General features: G+C 34.0%; 15 protein-coding genes and 1 pseudogene. 5 read left to right on the plus strand and 11 right to left on the minus strand.

Features of this window, described 5'->3' with window-relative positions; genetic code table 11:
• The first annotated feature begins 1 nt into the window (after window position 1).
• The 3 genes from C6H25_RS03625 to C6H25_RS03635 all read left to right on the plus strand — a co-directional run bounded on the left by C6H25_RS03625 (window position 2) and on the right by C6H25_RS03635 (window position 3,348).
• A complete protein-coding gene (locus C6H25_RS03625; RefSeq protein WP_104748108.1) occupies window positions 2-1,330 on the plus strand; it encodes a sodium-dependent transporter in 1,329 nt (442 codons plus the stop codon).
• Window positions 1,331-1,342: 12 nt separating this feature from the next.
• Window positions 1,343-2,395, plus strand: coding sequence for a phospholipase A (locus C6H25_RS03630; RefSeq protein ID WP_104748109.1), 1,053 nt, complete (start codon window positions 1,343-1,345; stop codon window positions 2,393-2,395).
• Between the two features lie 86 nt (window positions 2,396-2,481).
• Window positions 2,482-3,348 carry a tetratricopeptide repeat protein gene (locus C6H25_RS03635; RefSeq protein ID WP_104748110.1) on the plus strand — a complete coding sequence of 289 codons (867 nt, stop codon included), beginning with the start codon at window positions 2,482-2,484 and terminating at the stop codon, window positions 3,346-3,348.
• 250 nt (window positions 3,349-3,598) lie between these two features.
• On the opposite strand, the pseudogene C6H25_RS03645 reads toward C6H25_RS03635, so the two are convergent.
• From C6H25_RS03645 to dnaN, 5 genes and pseudogenes are all read right to left on the minus strand, one after another.
• Window positions 3,599-4,358, minus strand: a pseudogene (locus C6H25_RS03645) (R.Pab1 family restriction endonuclease).
• Window positions 4,345-5,337 carry an adenine methyltransferase gene (locus tag C6H25_RS03650; RefSeq protein WP_104748112.1) on the minus strand — a complete coding sequence of 331 codons (993 nt, stop codon included), beginning with the start codon at window positions 5,335-5,337 and terminating at the stop codon, window positions 4,345-4,347. Before C6H25_RS03650 ends, C6H25_RS03645 begins: the two are co-directional and overlap by 14 nt.
• 69 nt (window positions 5,338-5,406) lie before the next feature.
• A complete protein-coding gene (locus tag C6H25_RS08975) occupies window positions 5,407-5,532 on the minus strand; it encodes a hypothetical protein (protein WP_267891811.1) in 126 nt (41 codons plus the stop codon).
• Between the two features lie 34 nt (window positions 5,533-5,566).
• A complete protein-coding gene (gene gyrB, locus C6H25_RS03655) occupies window positions 5,567-7,888 on the minus strand; it encodes a DNA topoisomerase (ATP-hydrolyzing) subunit B (protein WP_104748113.1) in 2,322 nt (773 codons plus the stop codon).
• Window positions 7,889-7,897: 9 nt separating this feature from the next.
• Window positions 7,898-9,022: a DNA polymerase III subunit beta gene (dnaN, locus tag C6H25_RS03660; protein ID WP_104748114.1), complete on the minus strand. Its 1,125-nt coding sequence runs from the start codon at window positions 9,020-9,022 to the stop codon at window positions 7,898-7,900.
• Between the two features lie 835 nt (window positions 9,023-9,857).
• Here dnaN and C6H25_RS08580 point away from each other — a divergent pair.
• Window positions 9,858-10,010 (plus strand): hypothetical protein, encoded by a 153-nt coding sequence (locus C6H25_RS08580; protein WP_158653865.1) that lies wholly within the window; start codon window positions 9,858-9,860, stop codon window positions 10,008-10,010.
• A gap of 209 nt (window positions 10,011-10,219) precedes the next feature.
• Here C6H25_RS08580 and C6H25_RS03670 read toward each other — a convergent pair whose 3' ends face one another.
• From C6H25_RS03670 to htpG, 3 genes are all read right to left on the minus strand, one after another.
• Entirely contained in the window at window positions 10,220-12,415 is a 2,196-nt protein-coding gene (locus C6H25_RS03670; protein ID WP_104748116.1) for a TonB-dependent receptor family protein, read from the minus strand.
• Between the two features lie 131 nt (window positions 12,416-12,546).
• Window positions 12,547-13,653: an Mrp/NBP35 family ATP-binding protein gene (locus tag C6H25_RS03675; protein ID WP_104748117.1), complete on the minus strand. Its 1,107-nt coding sequence runs from the start codon at window positions 13,651-13,653 to the stop codon at window positions 12,547-12,549.
• A gap of 364 nt (window positions 13,654-14,017) precedes the next feature.
• Entirely contained in the window at window positions 14,018-15,883 is a 1,866-nt protein-coding gene (gene htpG, locus C6H25_RS03680; protein WP_104748148.1) for a molecular chaperone HtpG, read from the minus strand.
• Window positions 15,884-16,066: 183 nt separating this feature from the next.
• On the opposite strand from htpG, the gene C6H25_RS09020 reads away from it, so the two are divergent.
• Entirely contained in the window at window positions 16,067-17,401 is a 1,335-nt protein-coding gene (locus C6H25_RS09020; protein WP_158653866.1) for a methyl-accepting chemotaxis protein, read from the plus strand.
• Window positions 17,402-17,585: 184 nt separating this feature from the next.
• On the opposite strand, the gene C6H25_RS03690 is transcribed toward C6H25_RS09020, so the two are convergent.
• From C6H25_RS03690 to C6H25_RS09025, 3 genes are all read right to left on the minus strand, one after another.
• Window positions 17,586-17,909: a hypothetical protein gene (locus C6H25_RS03690; protein WP_104748119.1), complete on the minus strand. Its 324-nt coding sequence runs from the start codon at window positions 17,907-17,909 to the stop codon at window positions 17,586-17,588.
• Window positions 17,910-18,004: 95 nt separating this feature from the next.
• Window positions 18,005-20,152 (minus strand): DUF262 domain-containing protein, encoded by a 2,148-nt coding sequence (locus C6H25_RS03695; RefSeq protein WP_104748120.1) that lies wholly within the window; start codon window positions 20,150-20,152, stop codon window positions 18,005-18,007.
• A gap of 293 nt (window positions 20,153-20,445) precedes the next feature.
• On the minus strand, window positions 20,446-23,349 hold the full coding sequence (locus C6H25_RS09025; protein WP_104748121.1) for an outer membrane beta-barrel protein: 2,904 nt from the start codon (window positions 23,347-23,349) through the stop codon (window positions 20,446-20,448).
• Window positions 23,350-23,404: the final 55 nt, after the last annotated feature.

The raw sequence follows: 23,404 nt of genomic DNA on the forward strand, positions 1-23,404 counted from the left end.
TATGGGAAAATTTTCTAAATTAGGTTTTATTCTAGCTACTTTGGGTAGCTCCATAGGTTTAGGGCATATTTGGCGCTTTCCTTACATGGTAGGTAATAATGGGGGGAGTGCGTTCGTGCTTTTATATTTAGTGCTAACCTTAACTCTAGGTATTGCCATGCTTTTAGTGGATATGATTATTGGGAGTTTGGGTAAAAAAGATGTGGTATCCAACTATCAAATTTTAGATGCCAAACGAAAAAAATATTACTCTTTCACTTCTATTTTTCTCTTAGGTGGCCCCTTAATCCTTTCTTTTTACACGGTGGTTTTAGGCTGGGTTTTTTACTATCTCTTTGTGGTAACTTTTGATTTACCTAAGGACTTAGAACAAGCCAAAGCACAATTTGAACTCTTGCAAAACGATAGCCTAATTTGGCAAATCATAGGTTTTAGTGCTTGTTTATTACCTACCATATGGTTTGTTTCTAAGGGTATTAAAGAGGGCATTGAAAAATTAAGCATGGTGCTTATGCCCCTACTCTTTATTATTTTTATAGGGCTTTTAATCTATGCAATGACTTTAGAAAGCTTGCCTAAAGCCCTACACTATCTATTCAGTTTTGAGGCTCAAAAGATTGATTTTAAAGTTTTTATGGATGCTTTAGGACAGATGTTTTTTTCTTTAAGCTTAGGGGTAGGCACCATTATCACTTACTCCGCTTTCACACCTGAAAAAGAAAATCTGCTTAAAAGCTCTCTATATATTGTCTTACCCGGTATTTTAATTTCACTCATTGCTGGAGTAATGATTTTTACCTTTGTTTTTGAACACCATGTAGATGTAGCTCAAGGACCTGGATTAGTTTTTGTATCTTTACCTTTGATTTTTGCTCAAATGGGCTTAAGCGGACAGATTATCTCACTCTTTTTCTTTCTAGCCCTTGTTTTTGCTGGGATTACTTCCACGGTTTCATTATTAGAGCCTTTAGTTCTATATCTCATCAATCGCTTTAACTTTTCACGCAATCAAGCATCGTTGTTGCTAGGGCTAGTTGTGTATATCTTAGGGGCTTTAGTCATTTTCTCTATGAATAAGCATTATACCAATGCTTTAAGCTTTGCTAATAGAAATGTATTTGCATGGCTAGACTTCATCACTTCTTCATTTTTAATGCCCTTGGGAGGCTTATTTTCGGTTTTATTTGTAGGCTGGCTCTTGTGTAAGGAACGCTCTTTTTTAGCCACCAAACACTTTTTTAATCAAACCTTGTTTGAAATATGGCACTTCAGCGTGCGTTTCATTGCACCCATTGTGATACTAGCTATCTTTATTTTGCAATTTAAATAAGGACTTTTTGATATGCGTATAAGATTTTTATGTTTCTTTCTTATCACTTGTCAACTAGAAAGTAAAAAATCCAATTTAGATTACGATTATTACCTACGCAAACAAGATTTACATCTTATTAGAACTAAAAATAATTTAGACAACGCATGGTATATACCCCCAAAGAACGCCCCCAAAGAAAAATCTTGGGCAAGATTTGCCAAGAGATACCTAGAATTAATTGACTATCAAGGCACTTACTTCTTACCCTTTTATCATAGTTTCACACCCATTTATGAATGGTATCATCCTAACATTAATCAATACCAACGCAACGATTTTAAATTCCAAATTAGTTTTAAAATGCCTGTTTTCAAACATATTCTTTGGACTAAAGGCACGCTTTATTTAGCCTACACCCAAACAGATTGGTTTCAAATTTATAACGACCCTCAATCTGCTCCTATGCGTATGGTTAATTATATGCCTGAACTCATCTATGTTTATCCTCTAAATTTTGAGCCTTTTGGGGGTAAAATAGGGAATTTTGCTGAAATTTGGGTGGGTTGGCAACATATTTCTAATGGTGTGGGCGGTGCTGCTTGTTATCAGCCTTTTAACAAACAAGGTAAACCAGAAAATGAATTTCCAGGACAACCTGTAGTAGTAAAAGATTATAACGGACAAAAAGATGTGCGTTGGGGTGGGTGTCGCTCTGTGAGTGCAGGACAACGCCCTGTGTTTCGTTTAGTTTGGAAAAAAGGGGGTCTAAAGGTTATGGTTGCCTATTGGCCTTACATTCCTTATAACCAATCTAACCCTGATTTAATTGATTATATGGGTTATGGTAACGCTAAAATAGATTATAGAAGAGGACGCCATCATTTTGAGTTACAACTTTATGATATTTTCACACAATATTGGCGCTATAAACGCTGGCATGGAGCAATCCGCTTAGGCTATACCTATCGCATTAACCCTTTTGTAGGCATCTATGCTCAGTGGTTTAATGGCTATGGTGATGGTTTGTATGAATACAATGTTTTTTCTAATCGTATAGGAGTAGGCATTCGCTTAACCCCATAAAAAAGTCCTTTTATGCTACAATAGGGGGTTTCAAAGTTGAAATTATGATAGATTTTAATTGAACATTCATATTGGAGGATTGAGCAATGGGCATTCTAACAAATAAGCTGGGTTTAACATTGTTGCTAATAGCAGGTAATATTAGCACCTTGGGAGCAATAACAGCTAAAGATTACTTAAAAAGAGGGGATGACGATTTTAGGAAAGGGCACTACAAGCAAGCAATGTTATCCTACAAAAATGGCTGTGATCTTGGCTCTAGTTTTAGTTGCACAAGCTTAGCCTCCATGTATGAAGATGGCAACGATAGTATAAAGCAAGATTTCTTAAAGGCTGTTCTTTATTATAAGAAAGGTTGTGACCTCAAAGACCAGATTAGCCGTGCAAGCTTAGCCTCCATGTATGAAGATGGTGAGGGCATAGGAAGGAACTATCATGAAGCGATATTTTATTATAAGAAGGGTTGCGAGCTGAAAGGTGGAGTGAGTTGTGGTAGTTTGGGTTTTGCATATTTTAATGGTGTAGGTGTTGAACAAAATTATATTAAGGCCTTTTCTTTCGCCAAACAAGCATGTGGATTGAATTATGGTCTGAGTTGCCACCTTGTTGGATACATGTATAGAGATGGCAAGGGAATAAAAAAAGATTTGAAGAAGGCACTATCTTACTTTAGAATGGGATGTCATCTGGAGAATGGAGCAAGCTGTGTTAGTTTGGGGTTTATGTATGAAAATGGTATGGGTGCTACCAAGAGCAATCAACAAGCTATGGCACTATATAAAAAAGGCTGTTTCCTGAAAGATGGTAATGGTTGCCACAATTTCGCAGGAATGTACTATAATGGCAATGGCGTGCAAAAAGATGTGGCTAAGGCTACTTCTTTTTATAAAGAGGGGTGTGAATTAGGCTTTAGCAGTAGCTGTAAAGCTTTAAAAGAAATTGGTCAACAATAATTTCTTTTGAAAATAAGGGGAGGGGATTCTATCTGCTTTTGGCTTTTAATTGAAAAATTTTCTTATTGATTAAGAAACTTTTACTTTGGTAAGCATGAGAGTTTTTAATAAAATTTCAATTTATTTAATGACTTTATTTAATTTTTTGTAAAAGCCTTACATTTTAGTAATTTAGCTCAACAATAGCTATCTTTCAATGCCCTTATTTTGATATAGCAATACGCATTATTAAAGTGGGGCTAAAATCCAATCAATGATTTTTGGCAATAATCTCTAAAATATTTAACATATCTTTGTGATGAGCTTGGCTTAAAAGACCAAAAATTTTAAGCATTTCTAAGAATACAAAAGCATTAGTTTGATTGATAGTTAAAATAGCATGTTCTTTGAGTGTAGCCGTTCTATCTAGTAGTTGTGTGGAAGTTTTAGTTCTAAAATAGAAAAGCAATAATAGAGCAAAGCTTTAAGTTTTAGAGCCATATTGTTGTTCTCTTATAACAATTTCACTTAATTGATTATTGCTAAAAGAGCGAATAAGCAAAGGATAAGAAATATGTGAGAGTTCAAAATCTAAACCATTAAATTTATGGGGTCTGAACCTTTCTCTTGTGATAATAAAGCAATCTTCTATAAATTGTTCTTGTTTTTCTAAATATGTTAAAGCATTTTCTAAACTTTCTAGGCTGATTAAACCCATTTGCTTGGCATAATAGATAATTTCACTCAATTCATAAAGCGTTTTATTTTACCATTAGCTCCTAAAAAATGAAATTTTTCATCTTTTAAAGTGGTGAGTTCAAATTTTTCTTTATCCTTAATAGGAACATCATAGCCGATTTACGCCATTCTATATAATGCTTTAAGCTAAAAGGAATTTTTCTAGTCGCTGTAGAAATACCATAATCACTAAAAGCATGCCTAATTTTAACACGCACTTTTCCTGAAATGGAAGTTAAAGGAATAGAAACTTCAATCACTTTTTTAGTAGTATCAATTTTAATTAAACTCACAAGTATGTCCTTTAAATAATGTTTTAAAATATTCTAAACGCACTCTTTTTTCTTTCAAAAAAGTGTCTTTAATTTTTAAAAAAGCGAAATTATCAATCACAATATCTAAATTGCCAAAATAATAAGGGATTTTAGGGGTGATTTCTTTAAAATGATGGATATACTGATAATAAATCAATTTATCTTGACTGATACACACCGCATTACTACTTGGTGCATTTAAAAAAGTTTTGTTGCGTTTAAGTGCATTAATATCTCGCATAGGAAAAAAATAGCCTACACATTCACTAACTTTTTTAGCGTTAGGGTATTTATCCACATAATTTTCTATATAATCAAAATCGTTTAAACATAGCGTGGTATTATGGTCGGTTTTAAACATAAAGCGCCTAATATCTACATAATCCATTTGCCCTTGCTGATACAAGGCTATCACAATAGGAAACTCGTTGCTTTTAGTGAAGTGCTTAGAAGAAATAACGAAAGCATCTAAAAGCGTGTAATTATCCTTAAATTGCTTTAATGCCTTAAAGTTAGTTTCTTTAATGAGATAGGATAAAGGGTGTAGCACACAAATAAAAGCCGGCTTTAAAACCACAAAAGACTTTAAAAAACTTACCCCTAAATCCCGAGCTTTTAAATCGTTGTCTATTTCAAAATTAAAATTCTTGCTTTTAATGTCTTGTTTGATGAAAGAAGTTTTATCATTATAGGGGGGATTACCCACAATAATTAAAGGTTCGTTTTCACTAATACCATATTTTTCTCTCTTAGGATTAGCTAGGGCATTGAGTTTTAAAGCATTGCAATTAGGGTCAATATCCGCCCCTATTTTTTTAGAATGATTAAGATTTAAAAACTCCATACCGCCACAAGCGGTATCTAAAAGAGTGTAATTTTTAATATTTACATGCTTTTTTAAAAGCTTATAAGCACAATCTACTAGATAATGGGGCGTATAGTAAGCTCCAAAATTCACACTCTCTTGTTTGGTTAAGTGTCTAGGGGTCGTAATACAAAACTCCTTAGTAATAAAAAACAGCTCACTTTAGGGCTTAACACCCTCCATTATATGTTGCAATTCTTTAATCTCTTTTTTTAAATTAGTGCAACAATTTTGTAATAATCTATCATTGATAGCTCTAGTCTCCAAAACAAGAATATAGATAGCCATAAATACACCTAAAATTGCCGATATAGAACATTATTCACACATCTAATTGTTTCACATCTTTAGCATGAGCTTGGATAAAGGCTCTTCTAGGCTCTACTTCATCGCCCATGCATAGTGAGAACATCGCATCAGTTTTTTCTAAATCTTGTATTTTTAGTTTTACCAAACTACGATTTTCTTTATGCATAGTTGTTTCCCATAAATCATTAGGATTCATCTCGCCTAGTCCCTTGTAGCGTTGGATACTTGCTCCCTTTTTAGCGTGGTTTTCCACTTCCTCTAAGAATACCAAAATATCCTTATCTTTTAAGAAATCTAAATTATATGCCATAAGTTTTTGATAAGTATAACTTGCCTCTTCAAATAACACTTCTTTAAAGAGATTGTCATCCATATTAAATTCCACTAAGCCCTTAGGGGTTTGCACATGCAAATGCAAACTTTCTTCTGTAGCAAAAGAGCGTAAAACTTGGTAGTTCAAACTCTCTAATTTTTCTAAAATGCTTTTTTCTAAAACCTTAGTATCAAGAGCTAGAGCGTCCTTAGTTTCAATCAAAAAGCGTAAAACTTCTAGTAAGTTGTAGCGTTTTTCTAACTCCAAAAGCACATAGCGATAATGACGCACGACTTTTAATAGACCCATCAAATCATTCTTGCCAATTCCTTCAACATTCACAGAATTGATACCATGCTCAATTAAAAAATAATCTAAAGCTACGCTATCTTTAAGATAAATCTCTGTCTTGCCTTTCTTGTATTTATAAAGGGGAGCTTGAGCGATATAAACATGCCCATTTTCAATCAGTGGGCGTAAATAACGATAGAAAAAGGTCATCAGCAAAGTTTGGATATGGCTTCCATCTACATCAGCATCAGTCATAATAATAATTTTATGATAACGCAATTTTTCTAAATCAAAACTCTCTTGAATGCCACACCCAAAAGCCGTAATCATGTTTTTGATTTCTTCGGATTTTAGGATTTTTGATAAGTGGCTTTTTTCTACATTTAAAATCTTACCTTTTAGGGGTAAAATCGCTTGAAAAACCCTATCTCGCCCTTGTTTTGCACTTCCGCCCGCACTATCGCCCTCTACCAAAAAGATTTCACTCTCCATGGGGTCTTTGCTTTGGCAATCGGCTAATTTTCCGGGCAATGTGCCGACACTTAGATTATCTTTTTTCCTTGTAAGCTCTCTTGCTTTCTTGCTCGCTTCTCTAGCTTTAGCGGCTAACAAGGCTTTATTAGCGATGATTTTAGCCTCGTTAGGATTTTCCTCTAAAAACTGATGGATTTTATCATAGACTAGCTTTGAAACTAGCGGACGCACATACGAACTACCGAGTTTTGACTTAGTCTGTCCCTCAAATAAAGGCTCACTCATTTTCAAGCTTACAATAGCCACTAAGCCTTCTTTAATATCTTCAGAAACAGGGCGAGATTCCTTAGTTTTAATGTTATTGTCAATATATTGCAAAATCGCCTTAGACAAGCCCATTTTAAAGCCCGCCTCATGCGTACCACCCTCAGAAGTTTTAATGTTATTTACAAAGCTCAAGGTATTTTCATTGTAATCATCAGTATACGCTAGAGCGACTTCTATGGAAGTGTGTGTTTCTTCGTCCATGCTTTTAAACGAAATAATAGGGGTAAGCAACTCTTTTTTAGCGCTATCTTTGACAAATTGTTTCAAGCCATCTTCATAGAAATAAGTCTCTTCTAGTTGCGTTTTTTCTTCTTTAAAAGAAATTTTTAAGCCATCATTAAGATACGCCATTTCTTTAAAGCGTTTTTGTAAAATGCTTGCTTGAAATTCAACCACTTCCATAACACTTTCATCGGGGAAGAACTCAATGGTAGTGCCACTTTCTTTAGCACTTCTAGTCTTGCCGATAATTTCAAGCTCACTAATAGGGATTCCCTTTTCAAACTCTTGGCGATAGATTTGACCCTCTTTTTTAATGGTCATTACTAAGCGTTTGCTTAGAGCATTTACGACAGAAACGCCCACGCCATGCAAACCACCTGAAACCTTATAAGTATCATTATCAAATTTACCCCCAGCATGCAAAACCGTTAAAACCACGGTGCAAGCGGGGATTTTTTCAGTAGGATGGATATCTACAGGGATTCCTCGCCCATTATCTTCTACAATGCATGAACCTTCATCAGTCAAAGTAATATTGATGGTATCACAAAAACCTGCCATGCTTTCATCTACGGCGTTATCCACAACTTCATACACCATGTGGTGTAATCCGCCGACATTAGTATCGCCGATATACATTCCGGGGCGTTTTCTAACCCCCTCTAAACCTTTTAAAACCTTAATACTATGGCTTTGGTAATCTTGCATTAAAAACCTTTATAGGGTGATTGGCATCATTAAAGTAGAAATTTTAGCGTTCAAATGACTTTGTTTTTCATCAAGGGGTTCTTGGAGCAAAAAGGGTGCGGAAGATTCATTGCACTGTAAAATAAATTGTGTTGCTCCTAAAGCATTGAGTGCCTCAAGAAAAAACTTCGCATTTACACCCAAACTAAAAGAGTCTTGTAGGTCTAAACCCTTCTCAAGCTCAATAGAAGTTTTAGCTGTTTCACTATGCTCAGAATCTAAAGACTCAAATAAAACATTATTTTTTTCCAAAGTGAGCTTAATATTGGTGCTTAAAGAACTAGATAACTTAATGCTCTCTTTAAATTCTTCTTTATCCAAGGTAAAACAAGATGCATATTCTTTAGGAAGGATTTTTTGATAATCGGGGTAATTCCCATCAATAAGTTTCGTAAAAAAAGTGTGTGTTTCATTTTCAATGATAGCTAGTATGCCATCGCTTTTGAAAGTGAAATTTTCATAAAAAAGCTTAAGGCTTTCTAATAAAGCACGCTTAGGTAAAATGCAAGAAATAGTTTCTTCTGTTGAGTTGATAGAAATATTTTCTAATTGCGTATAAGATAGGCGTCTTGTATCTGTTCCAACCAAAGCAAGGGTTTGATGAGTTTTATTAAGTTGCATTAAAATTCCGGTCAGCTCTCTTTTATGGCTATTTTGTTCAATAACAGGAGCAATTTTTTTAAACGCATCCATTAAAAAAGGGGTATTGATTTCTAAGCTAACTTTTGGCTCTATAGTAGGGAACTCAGGAAACTCGCTCGCATCAAACATGGGGAGTTTAAAAGAGCTTTTATTTTGCTTGATAACCAAACTATCCTCTTTAGTCTCTAAAACAAGACTAGCGTCCTTTAGGCGTGAGATAATATCTAAAAACTTCTTTCCATTAATTGTCCCTACGCCCTCTTCTTCTGTAGATTGCGTGAGAATATGGCTTTTTAACCCAATATCTGAATCACTCGCTTTTAAGAAAAGTTTATCTTCTATAGCCTCTAGATAAATATGTGAAGTAATAGAAGAGGCATCTTTTTTATCACAAAAAGCTTGCAAGTAACGCAAAGCGTTTTCTAAATCATTTTTATTGGCACTAATTTTCATAATAAGCAGTTCCCTTGAGTTTTTACCTTGAATTATATCATAATTGATTGTAATGATAATGTTATTTGGATATAATCCTACCATAATAGAATATTTATTACGATTAAAGTTTACGAATAAATGCTCCTATAAAACTATCCCTATTTTCGTTATGTTTGATAATAACTATCGAGCACCAGCTAGTGTAAGTTTATACTCCATGTTAAGTTGTGCAAACCAAACAAGAAATGGGGTACCACTATTTTATAAGTTCCGTGCTTTGTCGGATTGCATAAGCCTTGAAAATGAAAGAAAACTCCGGAAGAGTCTTGATATATTCAATAATTTTTCAAGTATAGAATTTTTAAATATAGCAGCTGATAATGCCCCTCACTCCCCCAGCAAACCTGTCGATGAGCTTTTATTTAAATTTAAGTTCATTTGCTTTAAAAACGATTCTCAAAAATTAATTCTTGCTCGTTTTATTACTAACCACTTTTTTTTCCAAATTACGAAAAAATTCTTATGTTTAATATAGATACATTTTTTTAGGCAACATTAGTGAAGCATTTTTATCCCAATTGAAAATTATTATTATGGTATAACTCTATAGAGTTAAGTGCTAAAGATTTAAAACCGCTGAATACTTTTATCAGTTTAGGAAAGAAAATGGTGTTTCGGTAGAAATCGATACTATCGATAAAACCTTTATCTCATTTGAAGAAATCAAAATTCTCTGTCGCTATTATTTTAACTGCGGTTTTATGATTGCTAATTTAAATTTATGGCATAAAGATAGCCTAGAAACACGCTTTTAGAGGCAAATCACTTAATTATCCTGAACAAGATATTTTTCATGCTCTTAGGTGATTCTAAAACCATAGTATTACCCTATAAATACAATGCACTTCCCTATCTAAACCATAAAGATATCTCAGAAACTTGTATGCTCCATTCCTATGACAACAAACCTTGGGACTTTTTAGATATGCCTTATGAAAAAGAATAACATGAAATTCTTTGCAAAACAACTTTTGGAAAAGATTTTTTGATAGATTTTACAAAGAAGTTCAAGAAACTACCAAACTGCTATCATTCAAAGATAAGCAATGCTCTTTTAAATTCCTTAATTCCATATTACCTAAAAAACGATTAGTCCCATACCTCCTTTTTAAAATTAGCACAATGTTTGAGCGTTTAAGTACCAAGTAAACACTCTTAAAAATTATAGCTCACTAATGCGGTTACACTTCTTCCGGGGGCTGGCTCTCTACCCCCCCAAGAAGTGCCAATACCCCTAAAATAATATTTCATGTTAAAGAGATTATTCACTTGCAAACTTGCTGTGATTTGCTGTCTGCCACTCTCCCATAAAATCTGAGAAATTTGAATATTCCATACCCAATACCATGGCAAAATCCCATAAGTTTGGTTCTCAAAAAGTCCGGCATACTCGCCCTTTTTATGCTCGTGCAAAATAATTGTTTTTTCTTGCACATGGTTTAAAATATCGCTATAACTACGAGAATAAAAATAACTGCTTAAGCCAAAAGTCGTGCCTTTATAAGTATAGCTTGCATCTAATACGAATTGATTAGGGCTGGTAAAAGGAAGTCTTTTATTCTTAATATCTTGCCCATCATGGTAGCGATTATTCGTAATTCTAGCGTCTATATAAGTATAAGATGCATGGATATTAAGCCCTCTAATAGGCTTGAGATATAATTCTAATTCTACACCTTGAGAAAGAGCATTTACAGGTCTGCTTGCATAACGCCCTGTATAGTAGTTATTAGCATAAATAGCAAAATAATTAGCATTAAAACTTAATAGGTCATTTAAAGCGTATCTTGCTCCAGCCTCAAATTCATCAAAGATTTGAAAATAATGCGTGTTCCAGCCATTCAAGTTATATTGTGGGGGAATGTAAGAACGCATATAATTGGCATAAATATTTAGCCCCTTAATCGGTCTGTAAGCGATATTGACAGCCGGATTGATTTGATTAAAATGCGTTTTCTTACTCCCCTTACTTTCTACAAAATGATAGTTTAAAAAGGTGTAGCGAAATCCGGGGGCAATCACTAATTTTTCATCAAAAAACTTCATCTCATCAGAGAGATAGAATGCGGTGTAATTATTCAATAATTTTGTAGGCGAGCCCATTTCTTTAGTCATGCCCTTAAAGGTTTTAAAACCATGTGTATCATAAGTGTCTTCTGTCATAAACCTTAAGCCCATGACTAAATCTTGCTTGATATAGCGTGTGTTATTGATAGAGAGCTTGAGCTTAGGCTCAAAGGCATTCACTACATAACGGCGTGCGTTATTAAGTATCGTGTTGGTATCTTTAGAATAAATGGGGGCAATATTTGGGTTTAGATTCACGCTCATAAAACTACTTTCTAAAGCATAGTTTCTACTCATATCATGCGTAAAATAGCTGAAACTAAACTCCCCATAAATTTTATCGCTATCCCCAAAAGTGTTTTTATACTCTAAGCCATAGCGTTTGGAATTGCCTGATAGAGCGTTATTAGGTCGCAAATTAGCAAAACGATTTTCTTGGTAATCTTTGATAGCAAGCGAGCCGGGGTTTTTAGCGAATGAATTATAGTATTGATAATACATTTTTAAAACATTATTGCTATTGATTTGATACAAACCTTCTAGCATGTAGTTTTGCAAATTGGTTGGCGAATTATCTCTAAAGCCTTGCCCCTTAATCCAATTCGCACTCGCTTGGATACCAAAATGCTTGTTTATCATGCCCCCTGTTCTTAAAAAAGTGTTATAAAGCATGTTGTTAGACAAGGGATTTTTAGATTTAGGGTCATAAAACCCGCCATTTTTAGACTTACCCCAAAAGGTAATGCGCTCACTCGCTTGATTTTCCCATTTAGTAGGTATCGCCTTAGTGATGAAATTAAACACCCCTCCAAAAGTATTAGGCCCATATTGCACACTCGCTCCACCCTTAATCACATCAATCCTATCAATCATTTGAAAAGTAATAGGAAAAACTGAAAGCTGGATTTTAGAATACGGAGCTGGCGTGATAGGCACGCCATTCATCAAAAATAAACCTGCATTAGAATGTCCTGCACCCCCACCTCCAAACCCACGCAATGAAATACTAGGCATAACCCCAGTGCCTGTATTATTTCTAATCTGCACGCCCGGCACATTTTGCAAAGCCTCTTCAATGCTTTGATTTGCCGTTTTTTTAAGTTGCTTGTTAGAAATAATGGTGCGACTTCCTATAAAATTTTTTACTCGTTCATCTTCATAGCTACTAGGAAATGCTGTAAAACGCTTTTTAGTGGTTCGCACCTTAGAGAGCGTTTTAGTATCCATAGCATTTAAGATTAAAGGCACACAAACACAAGAAAATACAGCCAAATGCTTATACATTCAAAGCCCTAATAAGAGAGATTAAAAATTACAATACAAACAAAGACATTTTAAAATAAAAACAATTAAAAAGAGTTAAATTAATTTTTAATCCACTAGCACACCTTAGAAAGATATGCTAGTTTAAAAGATTAATGTGAACAACCTTGAGTTTGTGTAGGCTGAATATCCTTATTGTCGGCTAATTTTTCACGCTCTACTTTGTCCAAAAAGGCGTTTACATTTTGTGCCATTTTTTCAAAAGTCTTAGCACTCACGCTATTAGGATGAGAGATAACAATCGGTTCGCCCTTATCCCCACCAATACGCACTTTAGGTTCTAGTGGGAGCTTAGCTAAAATTTGTGTATCATAAGTTTCTAATAACTCATTCATAGAATTTGAGCCAAAAATCTCGCTCTCTTTGTCGCAATGTCCGCACACAAATGTTCCCATATTTTCTACAATACCAGCAATAGGAATGTGTAATTTCTTAAACATATCTAAACTTCTTTTAGCATCATCTAAACTCACCACTTGAGGTGTCGTAACGGTTATTCCTGCACTTAGTGGCACTGCTTGGGCTAGTGTGAGCTGTGCATCGCCTGTGCCTGGGGGCATATCCACTACTAGCACATCTAAATCCCCCCAAATAATATCACTTAGCATTTGCTCAATCGCTCGCATAAGCATGGGACCTCGCCAAATGAGACTCTGCCCTTCATCATATAAAAGCCCCATACTCATCACAGAAACCCCAAAAGCTTTTAAAGGAATGAGTTTTTTACCGCTTGGGTCAGTCATCACATCAGCGTTTTGTAAGCCCATCATTCTAGGAATATTAGGCCCATAAACATCAGCGTCTAATAACCCTACCTTTTTACCCAAGTTCGCTAAAGCAATGCTTAAATTCACACTCGTTGTGCTTTTACCCACACCGCCCTTACCAGAGCTTACCATAACTACATGCTTAATATTTTTAGCTAGATTTTTAGTAGTAGGCTTTGGGCTTTGAGGTTTAGGTGGGGTTTTAATATCCAAATTCACTTCCTTAACACCGATTTCTTGCATCACTTTTGAGATATGTTCTCTTAAAATCTCACTCGTTTCTTCAGCACTTGATGGGATTTCTACTAAAAGCCCTAACTTATTTTCATGTAAAGTGATGTTTTTGACAAATCCAAAGCTAACAATATCCTTTTCAAAATTAGGATAGATAATCGTTTTTAATGCGTTTAAAATGTCTTCTTGCGTAAGCATTTTACTCCTTAAAATGATAAAATAAATCTCTCTTATATCAAATTTTTCTTAAGGATTTCTTAAAACAATCTTTATTATAAAAATATCATTTAAATTTTGTGCTTTAGCTTGTGTTATGTGGCTTGTATTTTCAGCATGAGCCATTTTACTTTTAACAAACAATAACCTCATTTAATAAAAATGAAAGGTGTAAGCGTACCATAGTGGGAGCGTAAGTCAATAGTTTAAGGGATAAATTTTAAAATAAATCAAAAAATTTCTATTATCTCGTTAATTCCAAGCAACATGTATCAAACTTTATTAATTTTTTTAAATGCAAAACCACAGATAATTAAACCTATGGATATTGCTTATTCAAAACTAATCACAACGCCTTTAACAGAACGCTATTTAATCGCTCATTAAAGCTTTTAGCGTCTTTTAAAGCCCCTTTTTCTAAAAGCTTTGCCCCATCATAAAGCAACCAAATGAAAGTATTAAGTTGCTCTTTGTCTTCGCATTTTAGAAGCTTTTGTAAAATCGCATGGCTTGGGTTTAATTCTAAAGTCTTCTTACTTTCAGGCACGCTTTGACCCATTTGACGCATGAAATTTGCCATCATCGCATTTTCAGCATCCCCTATTAGAGCCACCGCTGAAGTGAGATTATTAGAAAGCTCTACGCCTTTAATCTCATCTTTAAGGTTTTCTTCAAACGCAGTCATTAAATCCTTAAATTGTGCTTTGACTTCATCATTGATTTCTTCTAAGCCAAGCTCTTTTAAACTCTCGCTATGGCTGGCGTCTTTAAAAGGAATTTTGTCATATTCATTCACACTTGGCATTACAAAGGCGTCAATCTCATCGCTCAATAGTAAAACATCATAGCCTTTTTGAGCGTATTTTTCTAGGAGTGGAGATGCTTTTAACAAATCCAAATTTTCGCCTAAGAGATAGTAAATGCTCTTTTGATTTTCTTTTAAATTCTCTTTATATTCTTTTAAAGAAATCAATTTTTCTTTATCCTTGGAGTAAAAACGCAATAGTTCTAATAGCTTGTCTTTGTTTTCAAAATCCCCATACAAGCCTTCTTTTAATACCTTTCCAAAAGGCTCATAAAATTTATGATAATTCTCATTATCCTTGCTTAATCTCTCAATCTCACTTAAAATCTTTTTAACTGAAGCAGAACGGATATTAGCTAAAATCTTGTTTTGCTGTAAAATTTCTCTGCTTACATTCAAAGGTAAATCTTCGCTATCAATCACGCCTTTAACAAATCTCAAATACGACGGCAACAATTCTTTGTCATCATCAGTGATAAACACTCTTTTAACATAGAGTTTAACCCCACTTTTATAATCCACTCTATACATATCAAAGGGTGCAACGCTAGGAATGTAAAAAAGCGTGGTGTATTCTAAAGAACCTTCCACTTTATTATGGATATAGCTCAAAGGCTCGCTGTTATCATGCGAAAAAGATTTGTAAAATTCTTTGTAATCACTATCTTTTAGTTCGCTCTTACTCATTTTCCATAAAGCACTCGCTTTATTGATTTGCTCGCACTTTTCTTCTTTTACTTCTTTTTTATTGTCCCCTTCGCCTTCAAATTTCGTATCCATATAGGTTAAAAAGATAGGAAAAGGAATGTGTTCAGAATACTTCTTAACAATGCTATCAATCTCCCACCGACTTGCAAAATTACCATCTTCATCTTTTAAAAAGAGAGTGATTTCTGTGCCTTGCTCATCTTTCACGCATTCATTGATTTCAAACTTACCCTTACCATCACTAATCCATGCATAAGCTTGCTCGCTAGTAGCTTTCTTGGTTTGAACGACAATTTTACTAGCCACCATAAACGCTGAATAAAAGCCCACGCCAAATTGTCCGATTAACGCACTATCTTTTTTCTTATCCCCACTCAAAGCGTTTAAGAAACTCTTAGTGCCTGATTTTGCAATCGTGCCTAAATGCTCTATTAAATCGTTTTTATCCATGCCTATGCCATTATCTCTAATAGTCAAGGTCTTTTTCTCGCTATCAAAACTTAAATGAATGCTAGGAACTACGCTCAAACCTTTTAATTTCTCATCAGTTAGCATTAAATAATTGAGCTTATCCAAAGCATCGCTTGCATTAGAAATAAGCTCTCTTAAAAAAATCTCTTTATTAGAATATAAAGAATGAATCATCAATTCCAAAAGCTGGTTGATTTCAGTTTGAAAGGTGTATTCTGTATTAGCCATAAGCCTAAAATCCTTATTGAAAAAAATTTTGTCAAAATTATACACAAAAATACATGTCTTTATAAATAAACGCTCTTTTAAGGCGGTATTTCTTACCAATATTTTCTAAAAATTTGCTAAAATTCTCCTAAGTTGTATCTATTGTTTAAAATTTATTTACTTTATATGATAAAGGTTTGTAAAATGAGCTTTTTTAATAAAACCCCCAGAAATTTAGACGCCTTAAATTCCTTTTTAGATAAGCCTATTGATTTTCTTAACGAGCAAAATTTAAAAGACCTCATCAATGAGCTTTCTTCTTTAGAAACTAATGACACTCAAAACATCATCAAATGCCTAACAGAAAGCCTAAAAACCAATCTTAACGCCCTACAAAAACCCCATAAAGAAGAGATAAATTCAAAAAACGATAATATCGCCCAATTAGAGCAACAGCTCTTGGTGGAGCAAACCATGGTTTCAGCAAGTAGAAGTGGGCTATGGTATATGATAATGCCAAAAGAGGGTTTTAGTGAAAATGTGCCGTTTGTATGGAGCGCGAAATTTAGGGAATTACTAGGCTTTTCTAACGAGCAAGATTTCCCTAATGTTTTAAACTCTTTAACAAGTCGTATCCACCCTAGCGAAAAAGACCAAGTTTTAAATAGCTTTGGAGCGTTTTTAAGCTCTAACCAATCTTCTATAGATATTTTTTATCGTATCCAATGCAAAAATGGCGATTACAAGCACTTCCATGCAGTGTGCGTAGCTAAACGAGACGCTCAAAATAATCCTATCATTGTTTCTGGCTCATTTGATGATATTGATGAGCAAGTCAAGCAAGAAAAAGATTTAAGCAATATTATGGAGCGTTTTAGCCTAGCGTTTAATCTCATCACAGACATGATTTTTGATATTAATCTTATCAATGATGATTTGTTGCATCAAGATAATAGCGTGTTTTTTAGCCAACGCATGATGATAGAAATCCTTAAAGAGAGCGATAAACATTTAAATAGCCTTACTAATGCAATGTCAATTCCTATGCAAAATGCGTTTTTAAAAACTCTCAAAGAAATCCAAAATGAAATCAACAATCTTCAAAGTAATACACCAAGCGAGCCAAGAGCCATTGAGCTTAAAATTAAGCCAAAGGGCGAAAATGAAGAGATAATCTATAAATTCCAAGCTCAAGGCATTAAAAGTGAAAAAAATGGCTCAACCAATAAGCGTATTGTAGGGGTATTCACTAATATTGATGCTCAAAACAAGCTCCATGTCCTTTTTGAAGAAAAAGAAAAAGAATACCAACAAAAGCTAGAGAAAAATCTCTCTGGTATCCAAGAAATCATTAATAAAATCAATGATATTTCTAAACAAACTAATTTACTTGCCTTAAATGCCGCTATTGAGGCTGCACGAGCGGGCGAACATGGCAGAGGCTTTGCGGTAGTGGCTGATGAAGTGCGTAATCTTGCCAGCAAAACCAATGAGGCCACAAATGAAATTGTAACCTTATTGAAATCGGGGGCTGAATAAATGTTATCAAAGTCTCAGCTTATTTAAAAATAGCGATAGGTTTCTTAAGCTAATAGCGTGCTTGATACGCTTTCAAAATCTAAAATATTTTTAAAAATCTCCAATGGATTAAACAACGCACTCATAATTTATAGCACCAAAAAATTAATGCCATTTAGCACAATATAAGGGGGTTTATAACCCCCTATTTTAACTTGATTTTAAAGTTTTCTTTTTCTATATCAAATTTTTCTAATAACTCACTAATAAATCTAAGATTATCCTTATGATTTCTGTAATCTTTATAATAAATGCGCTTATTATCTAAAAACAAGCTTGGTATTTCTTGCTTTTCTTTTAATTTAATATTATCTTTAATAAGCGATAAGTGAATAACTCTTCCTATCATAAAGTTATCTCTAGCAAACTCGTATAACCTTTCTTTATAATCCACACTATGACAAGCTAGGATTTTTAAGGTTTCTCTAAGCATTTCATACCACCAAGTAACTTCTCTGTATTGATTCAAAAAACTAAAACCCTCAGGCTTTTGATAAGTAAAATCAATTTGAGAGTCTAAACTTACCCAACCCTCTTGTTGGCTAACAAAACTAAGAGGGTTACTCAGCTCTTTTTTTTTAATGCGATTTTAAAATCTTGTGGGTTAATATCAAATTCACCTAAAAGTTTTTTGATAAAATCTCTAATATTATTTGCATTAAGATTAGTCTCATAAAAAATACCGGTATCTTTTAATTCTCTAGGTTCTGTATTGATAACATCTTTCTTCAAAGAAAGATACACCCTCTCTCTAGTATAAGTGTAATCAATACTCGCTAAATAATGCAATTTTTCCTTATCTAAGCTATATAAAATCCCTAAAGTTTTAGCCAACAAGTCTTTGAAACTATCTACATATTCTTGTTGTTCCAAGAAAATAATATACTCAAATTTTTGCCCCGTCCAATCAAAGTTGTCTTCCAAGGTTAGCCAATCTTTTGCATTAGTTTCTAAAACTTTTTGCAAAACATAAGACTTTTTAACTTGCTTGTAAGCGAATGTGTCTAAGATTTTTGCCCCCAAGTCTTCTGCACGCTCTAAAATAGCCTCTTTATTCCAAATCTCAATCTTTTGAAAATAAGCGTTCAAACCTATGCGTGATTTTTGCTCGTTCAATAAAGTCTCTTTTTTCTTACCAAAACTTTTATCACTCATTTCAGAGTTAGCACTTTTATGGATTATGGTTAAATTCCCTAGAGTATGCAAGTAGTTTTCATAACAATCCTTATATTCCTCTACGCCCAAATCATTTTTCCATGCTAAATTATCCTTGCGTTGGGGTAAAATATGTTCTATGCTGTATTTTGCATCATCGCTAAAATCTATCCAATCGTTTTTATTGTGATTTTCTAGCTTAGTAAAAAGATATTTTGTCAAGTCTTTTTGCGAATTATACATGTCAAAATTATTTAAAGCCTTTAAAAAGTCTTCTTTGCTAGGCATTCTATCTTTTTTATTTGCTTCATATTGGAGATAATTCACAAGGTAGGTATAATAATGCTCGCTTTGATTAGAACACTCTTTTTGCCTCTCTTCAAGTCTCTTTTGCAAGGCAACAAACAATTTTTGCAAAGTGTTGCTCTTAAAATTACAAATAATTCTCATTAATAAATACAATCTTAAAAATTTTAGGATATTAATTATATCGCTTTCTTCTAGCTCACCCTTATCAAGACATTCAAAGAGATATAAAAAATAAGCATAAGGCGTGGTTTGATTAGCGATAACAAAAAATCTTAAAAGTTCTGTGATTTCTGCATTATAATCATTCCTAACCCCTAAAAATGACCCATAGTATTCAGAATTCCTACGCACTTCTTCTAAAAGTTGCTCTTTACTTTGCAATCTTTCTTTAGAATACCCCTTAAATTCTCTATAAATATTTCTTTTTGCTACCTTAGGGTTATGCTTAGACACCAAGAAAAGTCTAAAAAATTCCTCGCATTTTAACTCTTCTTTACCTTCGCTATCTTTGGTTGTGGTGTTTTTTTCTAAAGGTATCCAATATTTTTCATATAAATATTCTTGATTGTTATCTTCAGTAAATAAGAAATTTCTAATCAAATCTGCTTTGCTTAAGGGTTGACCCTTAGAATTAAGCGATTCAAAAATGAGCTGTGGGTCATCATCTTGTTCTAAAACAATTTCTGCCACCCTTAGCTTATCTAACCCCTCTAAAATATCTAGCAATGACCCTTCATAAGCGTTGCATTGTTGCTTTAAAAATCCGTAATTTTTAACGATTTTAGCATTTTTGTCTAATTTGCTAAACTCATCATTAAGCAAATACTCTAGCTGTGTGTTATCCTTATCTATGGGCTTTAATTTGATTTTAAATTCTTTATCACAATTTGTATTATACAAATAAGCCCTAATATCATTCAACGCCCTATTTTCATCATCGCTTTTCTTGGACTTTTTTTCATTCAATAGATCATACAATGCCTTTAAAAAGATATAAATCGTTGTTAAGCGTTGCTGACCATCTATAATAACCGCTTCTTCTAACCTAGAACTACTCTCTATAGGTTTATATACAATCGTGCTTAAAAAATGCTCTTTATTCTTGTCAAAAGCACTCATCACATCATCAAAAAGTTCTTCAGCATTCTTTTTTTCCCAAACATAGTCTCGCTGAAACACTGGAATTTTAAAAATCCGCTTGTTTTTTTCCATCAAATCACGGATAACCTTAACTTTTAGAACTTTCATCTCTCACCCCCATATCCTTTCTAAAATCCCTACAACACCATAAAAAACGCCTTTTACTCTCTCTCTCTCTCTCGTTAGCACAATTTCATTCCTTTATTAATTTTGCTTGATTATATTGAAAATTTAAAAATTTAAAAATAATGAAGAAGTTAAAAAGATTAAAGTTAAAAGATTAAAAAAGATGGGGAGCTTACTTAAGCTAATTGATTTAACCCCCCCTACTCTCATATTTTATTAAATCTCTTTTTGCTCTCCACCCTATAATAATAAAAGAATAAAAAACATCGCTATTATTAAAACCCATAAGTATAGTTTAAAAACACGCTATAAAGTCGGCGTAATGAAACGCTTGTGCTATCCTTAGAGTAATAATTAGTGTTAATCGTAGGGATTTTAACCCCTAATTCAACGCCATGGCTTTGAGATTTTGCCACCTCTACATTCAAGCGAAGACCAAGATTAAATAAAAATTGGAAATTAGAATTTTTAAAATTAGATTTACCCATTAAAGAATCTAAAGAATTATTGATATTAGAAAGCCAAGTTGTGCCAGCTAGTTGGATACCGCTAAAAGTTCCTACATTCCATTTCGCACACACCTTAGAATTTTTACACCCTAAGCCCCAGCTTTTTGAATTGATAAAATTCCACAAAAAATCGCTCCCCACCCCATAAGTCCACACATCAGAAGCGCTTGATAATAACAACCCTTTGATATAAGTATGGTTATAATCCACAAATCCATAATAACGCATACCGATATTACGCTTTTTAGTAAAGAATTGCTTATATCCAATGTTAAAGCCCACGCCATTCATCGCCCCATTAGCAATCCTTGAATTAGATGAAGCCGCTTTTTGTAAAACACTTAAATATTGTCTGTCTTTAGCTGTAGATTGATAGATTTGTTTTTCTTGATTCACTAAAGCGTTTTTAGTGCTTTGAAGTTCGTTTTGAGCTTTGACTATCAGCGCCTTATCTGCTTTCACGCTATCTTGCTCTGCTTGCGCTTTATCTTGCAGTTTATCTTGGCTGGCTACTTGCTGGTTAAGATTCTCAAGAAGTTTTCTAGCTTGTTCTTCGCTAGTTCCTAAAGTGGCTGTTTTTTGGGTTAATTCTTGGTTACTTTGGTTTAATTTTTCATTTTGTTGGGTTAAATTCTCATTGCTTTGGGTTAACTCTTGGTTTTGTGTGTTGAGTCTGTCAATACTATTGTTTAATTCTTGAGTTTGATTGGCAAGCGTTTCTTGTTGGGTTTGTTGAGCGCTTAATTGGCCGTCTAATTCATTTTTGGATTGGACTAATTTATTTTGCGTATCTTGTTGGGTGCTTTTTTCTGTGTTGAGTTGCTCTTGTTTAGAACTAATTTCTGTAACCTTTCCTTTCAAATCGTTGAGAGTTGATTGCGTTTGATTGGTAGCCTCCACAAATTTTTGATACTCATCGCCGGTTAGTTTATCAGTGTAGCTACTCACTGATTTAAAACTTCTATCGCTACCAAATTGATTGAGATTAAAGGGATTGCCATTCCCCTTACCCCTTGTATCTAAATTAACAATTCCATTCAAATCATTCGCAATTTGGCTGTTATTTTCATTGATTTTAGTTTGTGTATTAACCATTGCCTCTGCTAATTTTAATAAAGGATTATCATTATCCAAAGGGCTTTGAGCTAATTTAGCTAACCCTTGTTTAATGTATGGCTCAAGCTGTTGTTGGATTTGACTGCCATTAGTGGTTTTAGAATCATTAAAAAGAATTTGTTGGGCTTGCTCATCAGTCATGTCACCCTCTTTGGCAACCTTTATCATAAACCCTAGCATTTCAACCCCACCCTTAACAGAATTTAAAGCGATTTGAGCATCATAACCCACTTTATTGATAATGTCTGGCAACTTATTTTTAAACTCAGCTTCTGTCATTGAATTAGCTAACTGAGCGTTTTGCATGCTAAAACCATTGGGGCTATCTAATTCTTGTTGTGTAACATAATCATGTGAAACTAATTGACCATTAACATTTTTCTTTGAGCCATAAGTGGGCGCATAAGCAGCTTGATATTGCAAGGCTGATACCACCACATCTAATACGGTGCTATCTTCATTTAATTGTTTAGAGGTTGCATTGGTTTTATCCATTGGACAATCCCCAGCTGTATTACAAATGTTAAACAATGGCATAGCAATAGAGCGATTTCCTATGGTCAAAATATTTTCATTATCTTTATTAGTGATAGCATACCCTGCAAAAGGTCCTCCTTTTCTTGTAGACCCAGGAATAACAACCTCAGATTTTCTCAAAATATCAATCCCTTTAGTCGTTGAAATAGATGAACCTACTTGACCCATACCAGACCAACCTGTTAAATTACCATTACTCCCTAAAAAACCAATGAGATTTTGTGCCATAGTTAAGGTCGCTGAGGCAGCGTTTTGAATGGAGTTCTGCCCTTGACCAAAAAATTGTGGTGCCACATTGCTAAAAATACCCTCAGTGGCCGTAACTAAATTCCCCTTTGTCTCTTGGGCTTGTTGGTTTAGCGTAGTAATTTGAGCGTTCAAATTATCAATAGTGTTTTGACTTTGAGCGATATTTTGTTCTTTTTCCGTGATTTGATTTTGTAGTTTTTCAATCTCAGCGTTAAGTTGGTTTAGTGCGGTTTGTTGCTGTTCTTTTGTGGCTGTTTGAGTTTGAATTAATTTTTCTTGCTCTGCAATTTGTGTTTTTTGGCTTTGGATTTGATTTTCTTGAGCGCTTATGGTTGCCTTTTGGTCTTCTATTTGAGCGTTAATGCCAGTGATTTGATTTTTTATTGACTCAATTTCTGCTTGCTTATTAGCAATCTCTTTGTTTTGAGAATCAATAGCCGTTTGATACTGATTGATTTGATTTTGCAAATCGCTGATATTCTTGTTTTTAGTGTCAATTTCACCTTGTTTAGAACTGATTTGTTGGTCTAAGGCTTGGATTGAATTTTGAATATCTCCCAAGGGTGTTTCTTGGGCTTTAATCCTATTTTCTAATTCTTTGATTTTAGGTTCAGCAAAGCTTTTTAATCCTTTTATTTGTTGCTGACTCTCGCCGATTTGATACCCTACACTTGCATACCAACCATCTTCTTCAGCATAAAGGTTGTATGCTACTAAAATACTCACTACTCCTATAAATGACTTTAGCTTAAAATTATTGTTTTTCACTTGTTTATCCTTTGTTTATCATAAAGACAATTATTATACAAGTCATTTTTGTGTT

Source organism: Helicobacter cetorum, assembly GCF_900198405.1.
GTDB lineage: Bacteria > Campylobacterota > Campylobacteria > Campylobacterales > Helicobacteraceae > Helicobacter > Helicobacter cetorum_C.

Bases quoted from the DNA above. Each gene is read 5' to 3' on its own strand.
- dnaN (WP_104748114.1), bottom strand. From the start codon at position 9,022: ATGAAAATTAGTGCCAATAAAAATGATTTAGAAAACGCTTTGCGTTAC.
- C6H25_RS08580 (WP_158653865.1), top strand. From the start codon at position 9,858: ATGCTCTTAGGTGATTCTAAAACCATAGTATTACCCTATAAATACAAT.
- C6H25_RS03695 (WP_104748120.1), bottom strand. From the start codon at position 20,152: ATGAAAGTTCTAAAAGTTAAGGTTATCCGTGATTTGATGGAAAAAAAC.
- htpG (WP_104748148.1), bottom strand. From the start codon at position 15,883: ATGGCTAATACAGAATACACCTTTCAAACTGAAATCAACCAGCTTTTG.
- C6H25_RS03625 (WP_104748108.1), top strand. From the start codon at position 2: ATGGGAAAATTTTCTAAATTAGGTTTTATTCTAGCTACTTTGGGTAGC.
- C6H25_RS03675 (WP_104748117.1), bottom strand. From the start codon at position 13,653: ATGCTTACGCAAGAAGACATTTTAAACGCATTAAAAACGATTATCTAT.
- gyrB (WP_104748113.1), bottom strand. From the start codon at position 7,888: ATGCAAGATTACCAAAGCCATAGTATTAAGGTTTTAAAAGGTTTAGAG.
- C6H25_RS09020 (WP_158653866.1), top strand. From the start codon at position 16,067: ATGAGCTTTTTTAATAAAACCCCCAGAAATTTAGACGCCTTAAATTCC.
- C6H25_RS03635 (WP_104748110.1), top strand. From the start codon at position 2,482: ATGGGCATTCTAACAAATAAGCTGGGTTTAACATTGTTGCTAATAGCA.
- C6H25_RS08975 (WP_267891811.1), bottom strand. From the start codon at position 5,532: ATGGCTATCTATATTCTTGTTTTGGAGACTAGAGCTATCAATGATAGA.
- C6H25_RS03670 (WP_104748116.1), bottom strand. From the start codon at position 12,415: ATGTATAAGCATTTGGCTGTATTTTCTTGTGTTTGTGTGCCTTTAATC.
- C6H25_RS03630 (WP_104748109.1), top strand. From the start codon at position 1,343: ATGCGTATAAGATTTTTATGTTTCTTTCTTATCACTTGTCAACTAGAA.